8 protein-coding genes, 1 pseudogene and 1 riboswitch are annotated in these 12,315 nt (G+C 59.7%); of the genes and pseudogenes, 7 read left to right on the top strand and 2 right to left on the bottom strand.

Features of this window, described 5'->3' with window-relative positions:
- Positions 1–14 precede the first annotated feature (14 nt).
- The 3 genes from V8J82_RS13880 to V8J82_RS13890 all read left to right on the top strand — a co-directional run bounded on the left by V8J82_RS13880 (position 15) and on the right by V8J82_RS13890 (position 3,234).
- Positions 15–614 (top strand): heme NO-binding domain-containing protein, encoded by a 600-nt coding sequence (locus V8J82_RS13880; protein WP_339975960.1) that lies wholly within the window; start codon positions 15–17, stop codon positions 612–614.
- The gene (locus V8J82_RS13885) at positions 611–1,666 is read left to right on the top strand and encodes a diguanylate cyclase domain-containing protein (protein ID WP_339975961.1); all 1,056 of its coding nucleotides are present in this window, start codon (positions 611–613) and stop codon (positions 1,664–1,666) included. The genes V8J82_RS13880 and V8J82_RS13885 overlap by 4 nt, the downstream gene beginning before the upstream one ends.
- A 230-nt stretch (positions 1,667–1,896) precedes the next feature.
- Positions 1,897–3,234, top strand: coding sequence for an ABC1 kinase family protein (locus tag V8J82_RS13890; protein ID WP_339975962.1), 1,338 nt, complete (start codon positions 1,897–1,899; stop codon positions 3,232–3,234).
- On the opposite strand, the gene pcaC is transcribed toward V8J82_RS13890, so the two are convergent.
- Both pcaC and pobA read right to left on the bottom strand, forming a co-directional pair.
- Complete coding sequence (gene pcaC / locus V8J82_RS13895) at positions 3,231–3,614, bottom strand: 4-carboxymuconolactone decarboxylase (protein WP_339975963.1); 384 nt, start codon at positions 3,612–3,614, stop codon at positions 3,231–3,233. The genes V8J82_RS13890 and pcaC overlap by 4 nt on opposite strands.
- A gap of 12 nt (positions 3,615–3,626) precedes the next feature.
- Positions 3,627–4,796, bottom strand: coding sequence for a 4-hydroxybenzoate 3-monooxygenase (gene pobA, locus V8J82_RS13900; protein WP_339975964.1), 1,170 nt, complete (start codon positions 4,794–4,796; stop codon positions 3,627–3,629).
- 127 nt (positions 4,797–4,923) lie between these two features.
- Positions 4,924–5,012, top strand: a riboswitch (TPP riboswitch).
- A gap of 143 nt (positions 5,013–5,155) precedes the next feature.
- On the opposite strand from pobA, the gene thiD reads away from it, so the two are divergent.
- The 4 genes and pseudogenes from thiD (at position 5,156) to V8J82_RS13920 (ending at position 12,201) form a co-directional block, all read left to right on the top strand.
- Positions 5,156–5,968 (top strand): bifunctional hydroxymethylpyrimidine kinase/phosphomethylpyrimidine kinase, encoded by an 813-nt coding sequence (gene thiD / locus V8J82_RS13905; protein WP_339975965.1) that lies wholly within the window; start codon positions 5,156–5,158, stop codon positions 5,966–5,968.
- A gap of 81 nt (positions 5,969–6,049) precedes the next feature.
- A complete protein-coding gene (locus tag V8J82_RS13910; RefSeq protein ID WP_339975966.1) occupies positions 6,050–7,888 on the top strand; it encodes an FAD-dependent monooxygenase in 1,839 nt (612 codons plus the stop codon).
- A gap of 25 nt (positions 7,889–7,913) precedes the next feature.
- Positions 7,914–11,052, top strand: a pseudogene (locus V8J82_RS13915) (2Fe-2S iron-sulfur cluster-binding protein).
- 135 nt (positions 11,053–11,187) lie between these two features.
- A complete protein-coding gene (locus V8J82_RS13920) occupies positions 11,188–12,201 on the top strand; it encodes a YeiH family protein (protein ID WP_339975967.1) in 1,014 nt (337 codons plus the stop codon).
- The last annotated feature ends 114 nt before the right edge of the window (positions 12,202–12,315 follow it).

Raw genomic sequence — 12,315 nt, forward strand, 5'->3', positions numbered from 1 at the left:
GATATGGCGCGACGATGCATGGGCTTATCAATCGAGCCTTCCAGGGCTTTGTAACCTCCACTTTTGGGGAGGATCTTTGGGATGAGGTGCGCGACCAGGCGGACCTGCCCATCGATGATTTTGAATCCATGACCTACTATGACGACGCGCTGACCGTCGCCGTCTTCAATACCACGACACAGCTTTTGCACCGGCCCTCTGCCTCTCTATTGGAAGATATGGGGACGTTCCTGGTGACACATCCACCGTTGGATCCGCTGCGCCGACTGCTACGGTTTGGGGGCAGTACCTTTCCCGAATTCATCTGGTCGCTTGAGGAATTGCGCGATCGGGGGCGGTTGGTGATGCCGGATCTCGATATTCCCAAAATCGCCGTTGCGCAGTTGGACAAGCGGACTTTTCGCCTGTCGGCCCAGTGGCAGTTGCCCGGGATCTCCGCAATCCTCTTGGGCGGCTTGCGGGCCATGGCCGATGATTATGGAACGCTGGCCATCCTATCGCTCGACGGGCGCGAAGAAGCCGATGGGATTGGTACCGAATTCCTCAAAGTCGAGCTTTTGGATGTACAGCATGCCGAAGGCCGCAGCTTCCAATTGGGAGAGGTGTTGGCATGACGGCGATGGATTTCCCAAAGGACGGAGTTCCGATTTCGTCAGATGGCGTGTTCGATCAGTTGATGCCGATGCATCTGCGTTTATCCATGGACGGCATCATCGAACATGCGGGTCCCACCATCCGGAAGATGCTAGGGGATGATCTTGTCGGCCAGGCGCCGTTCTTTTCCCTGTTCGGTGTCCATCACCCTGTTGATGTCATGGATACGGAAACGTTGTTTGCCGCAGCCAATCAACGGATTGGCCTGATCCTGCGCCGCAAGCCAGACCTGCCTTTGCGCGCGCATCTGGCGCGCTTGCCTGGCGAGGATGGGGCGATTGTAGATATTTCTCTTGGGCTTTCATTCGTGCGGGCGGTTGCAGAGTTTTCTCTGACATTGCGGGATTTCGCGCCCAATGATCAGACGGTGGATTTACTGTATCTGCACGAGGCCAATGCCTCGACTGCGCGCCTCTCGCGCCATCTGACCGAGCGGTTGAAGGCCGCCCATGCGTCTGCCGAGCACCAGGCACGGACCGATGTGCTGACGGGACTGCCCAACCGCCGCGCCATCGATTTGGATCTGGAGCGTATTCTGAAAAGCGTCGATGAGCAATTCACGCTTTTGCAAGTCGATCTCGACCTCTTCAAAGAGGTCAACGATACGTATGGCCATCCGGCAGGCGACGCCGTCTTGCGCGCCGTCGGGCGGATATTCGAAGAAGAGCTGCGCCGCAATGACATCCCCTCCCGTATCGGCGGTGACGAGTTCCTGGTGGTGCTGCGTGACGTGGTGGAGCCTGCGGTGGCGGGCCGGATCGCCAGTCGTATTATTCAGCGGATCGAACAGCCCGTGACATTCGGAAACATCGTTTGCCAGATTTCAGCGAGTGTCGGCATCGTGACAAGCGCCCAATACTCAACTCGACCGTCGTTGAAACAGATGATGGAGGATGTGGATGCGGCCTTGTATCGTGCCAAGAATGACGGGCGCGGGCGCTATGCGCTGCACGCTAGCCTGACATATCCCATCCAAGATAGGCGGTCTGCCATCGACCGCCGGACGCGTTAACGCGCCTGTTCGATCTGTCGATGTCAACGGGAACGCCAGCCAAGGTTTAGCGTGCATTTGCGCCTTTGGCGGCCGGAACTTGAGTTGCTGGTAAGCGAATTGCTCACCACCACCAACACCCGCGAAGCATGATCCAAGCGCCACCGTATGAGAACGCGGTCCGATCCACTGGGATTGCGGCCATTCGGCGCTAGGTGTCTTCGCGAAAGCAGAACAGCCAGAATGACGCGATGACAGATAGCCCCGCCAATCCGTTCGATATTCGCCACAATCCGGTGCCGACCGGTCGGATGGCGCGCTTTACGCGGCTGGGCGGTTTGGCCACCGGACTTGCCGGTCGCGCGGCGATGGGCCGGGCGCGGGCCGCCTTGCGGGGGGAGCCTGCGGATATGGCCTCGGTCATGCTAACGCCGAGCAACCTCTCGCGTATTGCGGAGCGTCTGTCGGAAATGCGCGGCGCGGTCATGAAGCTTGGGCAATTGCTGTCGATGGAGACCGGTGATCTGCTGCCGCCTGAATTGGAGCATATCCTGGCGCGCTTGCGGTCAGAGGCCGATATCATGCCACCCGCACAGCTGAAGTCGGTGTTGACCGGTGCCTATGGTCCGTCCTTCCGGGCCCAGTTCAAAAGCTTCGATACGCGCCCTCTGGCAGCAGCCTCCATCGGGCAGGTGCACCGGGCGACAGCGAAAGACGGGATGCGCCTGGCCATCAAGCTGCAATATCCCGGGATACGTGCCTCGATCGACAGCGATTTGAACAATGCGGCGGCGTTGATCCGATGGTCGGGCTTGTGGCCCAAGGAATTGGATTTGGGTCCGCTGATGGAGGAGGCGCGCCGACAGCTCCACGAAGAGGCGGATTATGCCCGCGAAGGCCGTTATCTGGCCCGGTTTGGTGCGCTTTTGCAGCAAGATGCGCGGTTTATTGTGCCCACCTACCGCGCAGATTTGTCGACACCGGACGCACTGGCCATGGGGTTCGAACCCGCAAGCCCGATTGAAACGCTGCAAGAGGCGGCGCCTGCGACACGCGATGCGGCTTTGGAGGCATTGATCGAATTATGCCTGGCCGAGCTGTTCGAGTTTGGCGTGATGCAAACGGATCCCAATTTCGCGAATTACCGATGGCGGCCTGAAACCGAGCAGCTTGTTTTGCTGGATTTCGGCGCGGCACGCGACATCCCAGATGATCTGGCTGAAGGCCACCGTCGATTGTTGCGGGCGGGTTTGGATGGCGCGCGCTCTGACATCTATGCCGCGCTGGAGGAGATCGGGTTCATCAAACCCGGCCTCTCCAAGGCTCATCAGACGGCGTTGTTGGATATGGCTGAGATGGGGTTCTCCGCTCTGCGCGGCCCTGACCGGTTTGATTTTGCGACCACCACGCTGGCCGACGAATTGCGCACGCGCGGTCAAGTGATTGGCCAAGACCGTGAGTTATGGCACATCCCGCCAGCGGATACGCTGTTTTTGCAGCGCAAGATCGGAGGGTTGTATCTATTGGCGACCCGGATTGGCGCCCGAGTGGATTTGCCAGCGCTGGCACGCCGGTTTGCGAATGCCTAACGTGCGTCTTCGGCCATTTGTGCAAAGGTCTCTTTCGCCAATTTGATCGCGTGGTTGGCCTTGGGCACGCCCGCGTACACTGCAACATGCATGAAGGCCTGGATTACATCTTGCTCGCTGGCGCCTGTGCGGGCGGTGGCACGAATATGCATGGGGATTTCGGCAAAATTCCCGGTCGCGGCCAAAAGCGCCAGGGTCAACATCGACCGTTCCCGATGCGAAATCGTCTCATCCGACCAAAGCGTGCCCCAGGCGTTTTCGGTGATCATCTGCTGGAAGGGGGCATCGAACGCTGTCGTTGCAGCTTCGGCCCGGTCCACATGTTCGTCGCCCAGCACAGCGCGGCGTGTTTTCATGCCTCTGTCGAACCGATCACTCATCGCAGGTGCCCCTCAATACGGCAAGCCGACATAGCATTCGGCCATCGCTTTTTGTGCCGCTTCATTGCTGCGTAGAAAGTCCAATTCTGCGATCTGCATCTTGCGGTCGAATTCGCTCTGGTCAGGATAGCGATGCATGAGTGACGAGAACCACCAGCTAAAGCGTTCGGTTTTCCAGACACGGCGCAACGCCTTCTCCGAGTAGCCGTCGATCCCATCGCTGCAATCTTCCGTGTAAAACTGGGTCAGCGCCTGAAATAGGTAATGCACGTCTGAGGCGGCGGTGTTGAGCCCTTTGGCACCGGTGGGCGGTACGATATGGGCGGCATCACCGCACAGGAACAGACGGCCCCAGCGCATCGGCTCCGTCACGAAGGATCGAAGCGGTGCGATGGACTTCTCGATAGAGGGGCCGGTGACCAAATTAGCGGCCTCTGAGGCTGGGATCCGGCGTTTGAGTTCGGTCCAAAACGCCTCATCACTCCAATCTGAGGGCTGATCTTGCATCGAGCATTGAATGTAGTAGCGGCTGAGCTGGTCATTGCGCATCGAGCATAGTGCAAAGCCGTGCGGTGAATTCGCGTAAATCAATTCGTCATTGACGGGTGGTGTTTCCGACAACACGCCGAGCCACCCGAATGGATAGACTTTTTCGTATTCGCGGCGCACATCCTCGGGGATCGTTTTCCGGCTGACACCGTGGAAGCCATCGCAGCCCGCGACGAAATCGGCCTCTAGCTTTTGGGGTTTTCCTTCGATCTTATAGCAGATTTCGACAGGCCCCTGTTCCGCCGAGTTTATGACCACGTCAGCCACATTAAACTCGACCTGCCCGCCGATCTTGTCGCGGGCGGCATAGAGATCGCGCGTCACCTCGGTCTGACCATAGACCATGACGGCGCGACCGGTATGCTCGGTGAAATCTAGGCGAAACATCTGATCGTCGTAGGAAATAAGCGTGCCGCTATGCAGGAAGCCCTCGCGGTGCATCCGCTCGGCGCATCCGGCCTGTTCCATCAGGCCCACAAGCCCCTGTTCGAGAACGCCCGCGCGGATGCGGCCCAGAACATAGTCCCGGGTCTTGCGTTCTAAAACGATACTGTCGATCCCCTTTGTGTGCAGCAATTGCGCCAGGAGCAGACCGGACGGCCCCCCGCCTATGATCGCAACTTGGGTCTTCATTGGTGATCCTCTCCCCCCGTCGCGAAGATTGCCCAGAAGGCGGGCTCAAGTAAATTCCTGTCTTCGGTTCGAGTGCAGAAATGCTGGATGGTGCAGCATTTGACTTTCGAAAACACGGGTCCTATCCCGGTTGCGCCAGGGGCGCCGCAAGGCTGAGACGTACCCTTCGAACCTGAACCAGATCATGCTGGCGTAGGGAGGCGAGATTTGACGGGCTTCCTGCCTTTGGATCGCGCCTTTCTGACCGGAAAGGACGATGACATGTCACCCCAAAACGTTTTGTTGCCCATCGCGATGTGCAGGTGGCTCGATCCCAAAGCTCCGGCGCGTGGGGTTTTCCAGGCGGGAAGGAAAGGCCCATGATCAGGAATGTGCTGTCCATTGCAGGCTCTGATCCATCGGGTGGGGCGGGTATTCAGGCGGATTTGAAGTCGATTTCGGCAAATGGTGCCTACGGTATGGCGGCGCTGACGGCGTTGACGGCACAAAACACGCAAGGTGTGGACGGGATTGAACTGGTGACACCCGACTTTGTGGCGGCCCAGATCACGTCCGTATTTGCAGATGTCCGCGTGGATGCCGTCAAGATCGGTATGATCGCGACGGCCGATATCGCGTCGTCGGTTGCGGATGTTCTTGAGGCGCATAAGGCGGTGCCTGTGGTGCTAGACCCCGTGATGATCGCCAAGGGCGGTGCGCCGCTGCTGGCTGAGGATGCGATTGAAACGTTGCGCAGTCGGCTTTTGCCGCTTGCCCGGATCGTGACGCCGAACTTACCCGAAGCGGCTCACCTGTTGGGCGTACCGGTTGCTCGAACCCGCGACGACATGGCGGCGCAAGCCCGGGCGTTGACAGCGCTTGGCCCCGATGCGGCTCTGGTCAAAGGCGGGCATCTTGAGGAAGCCGATAGCCCGGACGTTTTGTTCGACGGCGCCGATCTGCACTGGGTCGAAGCGCCGCGGATTGCCACTAAGAACACCCATGGCACAGGATGTACGCTGTCTTCGGCCTTAGCCGCGCATCTTGCCCACGGCGTGCCCATGGCCAAGGCAGTCGCCCGCGCCAAAGCCTATGTGGCAATGGCCATTACAGACGCCGATGCGCTGTCGGTTGGCCAAGGCCATGGGCCGGTTCATCATTTTTCGGAGCTTTGGCGCGGCTTGTCGGCATAATTCGGGCCAAGCCGTCAGCCATATTGCGCACATTCGAACCTGTTGAGTAGAATGCGGTTCGATTTGCGGGTTGGGGGCGCAATGCAATACCATCTAAACGGCTATCGCCCGGGCGATCCATCGATATCGCCCGCAGCCGATCGGGTGGTTGTCCAGCCCAAGATTGTCGATGTGCTGATTGTCGGGTGCGGTCCCGCTGGCCTGACCTTGGCCGCTCAACTGGCCGCATTTCCTGACATCGTCACCCGGATTGTGGATCGAAAGGACGGCCCCTTATCACTCGGCCAGGCAGATGGAATCGCCTGCCGCTCGATGGAGATGTTTGAGGCGTTCGGTTTCGCAGATCGCGTAATGAAAGAGGCCTATTGGGTTAATGAGGTCGCCTTTTGGCGCCCGGGTAGCGCTGGTGATCTGCACCGAGCCGACCGGATCCAGGATGTCGAAGACGGCCTGTCTGAAATGCCGCATACGATCCTGAACCAGGCGCGTGTCCACGACTTCTACCTGGAGGTTATGGCCAATGCGCCGCGGCGTTTGGTGCCGGATTACGGGATGGATTTGATGTCATTGACGCGTGATACGGGCTCTCATCCGATTGAGGCCATGTTTCAGAGCCCCGACGGCGTCACAGAGACAATTCGCGCCCGCTATGTGGTCGGGTGCGATGGGGCGCATAGTACCGTCCGAGCCGAACTGGGCTATGCCTTGCGGGGTGAGGCCGCGCGTCAATTGTGGGGTGTGATGGATGTGCTGGCGATCACGGATTTCCCCGATATCCGGCTGAAATCCGTGATCCAATCGGCGGGTGCGGGCAGCATCCTGATCATCCCGCGCGAAGGCGGTTATCTGGTGCGGCTCTATATCGAGTTGGATGCGCTGCATGGCGACGAGCGGGTCGCCGACCGAAATCTGACACCGGACATATTGATCGCAAAGGCGCAAGCGATCCTGTCGCCTTATGCTTTTGACGTGAAGGAGGTGGCGTGGTGGTCGGCCTATGAGATCGGGCAACGGCTCTGCGATCAATTCGACGACGCGCGCCCGGAACAGGACCCGCATATCTTCATCACCGGCGATGCCTGTCACACCCATAGCCCGAAGGCGGGACAGGGCATGAACGTGTCGATGGCCGATGCATTTAACCTCGGCTGGAAGCTGGCCGCAGTGGTGCGGGGGCAATCCGGCCCAGATCTGCTGCGCAGCTATTCGGCTGAGCGTCAGGCTCAAGCCCAGGAGCTGATCGACTTTGACCGCGACATGGCGCGATTGTTCAGCGCGCGTCCGGAGCACGCCGATGAAGCCAAAGCGTTTCAGCGCTATTTCAAACGACATGGGCGTTACACCGCAGGGGTCGAGACCCGCTATGAACCCTCTCTGATCACCGGAGATTCGGATCATCAGGCTTTGGCGTTGGGCTTCCCGGTGGGCAAGCGGTTCCATTCGGCGCCGGTGATCCGGTTGGCCGATGCTAAGCCGATGCATCTGGGCCATATGCTCAGGGCCGATGGGCGGTGGCGGATCGTGGCCTTCGCGCCCCAAGATCACAGGGCGGCTTTGCAGAGGCTCTGCACGTTCCTTGCCGACGACCCGAAAAGCCCGATCCTTGCCGCAACCCCACCAGGGGAAGATATCGATGCTGTGATCGATCTGCGCGCCGTACTACCAGTGGGGCATCAAGGGCTTTCGCCCACTGACTTGCCGTCACTTTTGGTGCCCAGGAAGGGCCGCTACGGGTTGCAGGATTATGAAAAAGTGTTTTGCTTGGACCCGCGCAATGACATTTACGATGCCCGACAGGTCAATCGCAGCGAAGGGGCGCTGATTGTAGTGCGCCCGGATCAGTTTGTGGCCAATGTCTTGCCGTTTGCGGCCCACGATCAGCTTTCGGCATTTTTCGCTGGGTTTATGGTTGCGGTGTAGCGCAGTGCAAACGGAGATGTGAGACATGGGTTTACGGGTGTTCTCGGACAAAAACCGGCCCATGCACCTGGGCCCATATCGGCTTGAGCGCCTGGCGCGTGTGCAGCATGTGGATCTGTCGCCTGTAGCGCCGTTTCATCCGCTGTCCTTTGCCCATTACAACCGCCCGCAATCTATCGTCAATGCGATGCGGGATCATCAAGCGATGTTGGATGCGATCCGGGACGGGCTGATCAATAAGGTCAAAGCCGAGACGCCGGACGATCTGAATGAACGCTCCAACCACCTGAAATCTTTTGGCTATTTTGCCGATACATCGATGGTGGGTATCTGTGACCTGCCGGATGAAGCGGTTTTGAACAGGCCTTACCTGAACCCCGATATCGCGCGGCTTGCTCAGAGTTTGCGGACCGGTCAGACCAAGACGCTCGCCTCGGGGATTGATACGATCATGGCCGATCTGAAAGAGGCGATGGAGGCGCCGCCCACCACGATCGAAGGTCATCGCCATGCGATCGTGTTCCTCTATGAACATCCGCGCGCGCCGTCCGAGACCGAACCCGGGACCGAGTGGATCATCGATGCGCTGCCGCATCGATCCTGCATGCTGGCGTCAGAAACTGCGGTTGTCATCGCACAGTATTTGCGTCTTTTGGGTCATGACGCGCGGGCCCATACCGCCAGTTCATCGGATGTGGATTTGAACCGGCTGGCCGTGGCATCTGGCCTGACGCGGACCGATGGGGCCGCTCCCTTTGTGGGGGCCGATTATGGCCTCGCGGCGGTCACGACGTCATTTGCACTTGCACCCGACCAACCGCTGGAGCCTGAGGCACCGCTGCCGCAACGTCTCAGGCCCTATGCGAAAAGGCGGTTTGTCGATGGCGCGCATCCGTTCGAGACGCTCAGGCGCGTGGACAGCCCCACGACCTATATCGATGAGGCGCGCGTGCCCCGCGTGCCGAAGCGGACCGACATGTTCGCGCGCGCTCAGTTCGGGGATATGGGCAAGGCGCTGCAAGACGGCGCAAAGGGGGGGGCATTACGTGCGGAAATCGGCCCCGTCATCGGCACAACGCCGTGCCTTGGGGGCCTTCGTTCTGCTGCAAGATGGTGAGCCCGCCCCTGAGAAAGTGGCGATCGCGCCGCAAAAGGCCGCCGACCTGGTCAAGGCGACCAGCTATTTCCTGGGCGTCGATGCGGTTGGCCTGTCGCGATGCCCCGATTGGGCCTGGTATTCCCATGATGCGGCCGGCGAGCCCATCGACCCGCCCCATGATCACGCGATCAGCATGATTATCGACCAGGGTTTTGATACGATGGAAGGCGCCTCTGGCGACGATTGGATCAGCGTGGCGCAATCGATGCGCGCCTATCTGCGGTTTTCGCTGTTGGGCGGGGTGGTTGCGCGGCAATTGCGCAATCTGGGCTACAAGGCCAAGGCGCATTCGGTGATGGATGGCGAGGTGCTGCAACCTCCGCTTCTGTTATTGTCTGGATTGGGAGAGGTCAGCCGCATTGGCGAGGTGATCCTGAACCCCTATCTCGGCCCGCGTCTAAAGTCAGGCGCGGTGACCACCGACCTGCCGATGACCCATGACAAGCCCATCGATTTCGGCCTGCAAAGCTTTTGCGAGGCCTGCAAGAAATGCGCCCGCGAATGCCCGTCCGGCGCGATTACCGCAGGTCCCAAGCTGATGTTCAATGGCTATGAGATCTGGAAATCCGACAGCCAGAAATGCGCGACTTACCGCATCACCACGCCCGGCGGGGCGATGTGCGGGCGATGTATGAAGACCTGCCCTTGGAACCTGGAAGGCGTGCTGGGCGACGCGCTGTTTCGCTGGACGGCGATGAAGGTGCCGGGCTCGGCGCCCGCTTTGGCCAAGCTCGATGATCTGCTGAATCGCGGGGATCTGAACCCAATGAAAAAGTGGTGGTGGGATCTGGAGATTGATGACGATGGCGGTTACCGGCCCACGAAAAAGCCGGTGAATGCGCGTGGGCTGCAAAAGGATCTGGACCTGAAATACGAGGATCAGACCCTGGCTGTTTATCCCGCCCCGCTGGTCCCTCATCCCTATCCTTATCCCTACCACATGGACCGAGAAGCGGGCATTGAGGCCTATCAGGCGATGATCACTGCCGAGGAGTACAAGGCCCGTCTGGCGCGCGGCGAAGATCCAGCGCACAAGCCCCGCGATTTCGACGAAAGCCCGGTCTTACGCGTTGAGATCACGCGGGCTGAACGAAGTGCCCGGGGCGTCACGATCTACGAACTCCAGAATCTCGACAGGTCGCCTCTGCCGGAATGGGAGGCCGGAGCCCATCTGGATATCGTGGTGGCGCCGGAGTTTTTGCGGCAATACTCGATGTCGGGTGACCCTGCGGATCGGTCCAAATACCAGATCGGCGTGCTGCGTGAAGCGGATGGGCGCGGTGGCTCGGCTCTGCTGCACCGGATCTTCAATGAAGGCCGCAAAATCTTTGTTTCGCGACCGATCAATCACTTTCCACTGGTCGAAGACGCGCCGATGAGCTTCCTGATGGGCGGCGGGATCGGTATCACTCCGATGATTGCCATGGCGCATCGGCTGCACGCTATGGGCAACCCGTTTGAGCTGCATTATTCGGGGCGGTCTCGCGATGATATGGGATATCTTGAGGATATCGCCGCAATGCCTTGGGCGGATCGCGTCACGCTCCATGTCTCCTCAGAGGGGACACGGGCCGATCTCCCGTCGATCCTGCGCTGCTCCGATGGCGCTCATGTCTACACCTGCGGCGCTGAACCCTATATGCGCGCTGTGATGGAGATTGCTGAGACAGCGGGATTTCCCGAAGGCCATCGGCATCTGGAATACTTCGTCGTCCCCGATTTGCCGGAATATGAAACGCATCCGTTTAAGATCAAGCTGGCAAGTTCTGGTCGCGTATTGGAGGTGCCGAAGGACAAATCCGCTGCCGATATTCTGATCGAAAACGGCATCCCGATAGATCTGAAATGCTCAGATGGGATCTGCGGTGTCTGCAAATGCGGTCTGCTCGCCGGCGATGTAGAGCATCGGGATTTTGTCCTGTCAAAGGCGCAGCGCGCAACAAGCATCATCACCTGCCAATCCCGTGCCAAAGCGCGTGGCGGAACATTGGAACTTGATCTCTAGGCACATTCGATCCGCCGAGGCTACGCCGCTGATACGCGCACTTTGTCCGAGTGAATCAATCGGGTATTGCACCGCCCCGGAAGCTCCCTCACAAGGCAGGTATTGCCGCGGAATCCATGAAGGTGAGATCATTCGATGGCCCTAAACCTTGAAGACAGGATTGCCTATATTCGGGCGCTGTTTCCTGGATTTCTGATCTCAGGTCTGATCGCATTGGCCGCCCAGTTCATCTCTGACCATTATGGCGCCCCGGCGATGTTGATGGCGCTGCTTTTTGGGATTGCGTTGAATTTCTTATCCGAGGTCGACAATTGCCGTGAGGGGATCGGCTTTTCCGCGCGCAGTGTGCTGCGGTTCGGCGTGGCGCTACTGGGAATGCGGATCAGCTTTGAGATGGCCGCCGCATTGGGCTGGTCGATTGTCTTGCTCGTGATCGGCGGGGTTGTGGCGACCATCCTGTTTGGCCTCGCCATTGCGCGCCTATTTGGCCATGGCCCACGATTTGCATTCTTGTCGGCGGGGTCGGTGGCGATTTGCGGCGCCTCTGCCGCCATGGCGATTTCGGCGATCCTGCCGCCCGATGAGCGCACCGAAGAGCGGCTGGTTTTTACCGTTGTCGGGGTAACGCTGCTGTCGACCATTGCGATGATCGCTTATCCGATCCTGGCCACGACGATCGGGTTTGACGCCCAGGTGGCGGGCGTGTTCCTGGGCGCTACGATCCACGATGTCGCACAGGTGGTCGGTGCGGGTTTCTCTGTGTCGCAAGAAACCGGCGAGGTCGCGACCGTTGTCAAACTGATCCGTGTGGCCATGCTGGCGCCGGTGATCCTGGTGGCGATCCTGATCATCCGTCGCATCGGGGCGGATAATGGCGATGGCCCGCGCCCCGCGATTCTGCCGGGCTTTGTGATCTCGTTCGTGATCCTTGTGGCGCTGAATTCCTTCGGCGTGTTCCCCGCCGCAGTCACGGCGATTGCCACCGAGGCGTCCCGCTGGGCGCTGCTGACTGCGATTGCCGCGGTTGGCCTGAAAACCTCGCTCAAGGAAGTGGTCGATGTGGGCTTGCCGGCGATCGCCTTGCTGGTCGTGGAGACCGCGTTCATAGCGCTGCTGACCATCGGTGCGCTGTTTTGGCTGGTCGGCTAGGCGCGCGCCTGACCAAACACACGGCCCCGATCCTGCGCCGCTATTCTGGGCGGACAGGCTCAGTCGCGCGCGCACCGATGTACCACCAAGTATGCCACTCAGCGAGACCTCATC

This window comes from Gymnodinialimonas mytili, assembly GCF_037544085.1.
GTDB classification, from domain to species: Bacteria; Pseudomonadota; Alphaproteobacteria; order Rhodobacterales; family Rhodobacteraceae; genus Gymnodinialimonas; species Gymnodinialimonas mytili.

What these genes read in the sequence shown, in the direction of transcription:
- V8J82_RS13920 (WP_339975967.1), top strand. Translation starts at nt 11,188, where the DNA reads ATGGCCCTAAACCTTGAAGACAGGATTGCCTATATTCGGGCGCTGTTT.
- V8J82_RS13885 (WP_339975961.1), top strand. Translation starts at nt 611, where the DNA reads ATGACGGCGATGGATTTCCCAAAGGACGGAGTTCCGATTTCGTCAGAT.
- pcaC (WP_339975963.1), bottom strand. Translation starts at nt 3,614, where the DNA reads ATGAGTGATCGGTTCGACAGAGGCATGAAAACACGCCGCGCTGTGCTG.
- pobA (WP_339975964.1), bottom strand. Translation starts at nt 4,796, where the DNA reads ATGAAGACCCAAGTTGCGATCATAGGCGGGGGGCCGTCCGGTCTGCTC.
- V8J82_RS13890 (WP_339975962.1), top strand. Translation starts at nt 1,897, where the DNA reads ATGACAGATAGCCCCGCCAATCCGTTCGATATTCGCCACAATCCGGTG.
- thiD (WP_339975965.1), top strand. Translation starts at nt 5,156, where the DNA reads ATGATCAGGAATGTGCTGTCCATTGCAGGCTCTGATCCATCGGGTGGG.
- V8J82_RS13880 (WP_339975960.1), top strand. Translation starts at nt 15, where the DNA reads ATGCATGGGCTTATCAATCGAGCCTTCCAGGGCTTTGTAACCTCCACT.
- V8J82_RS13910 (WP_339975966.1), top strand. Translation starts at nt 6,050, where the DNA reads ATGCAATACCATCTAAACGGCTATCGCCCGGGCGATCCATCGATATCG.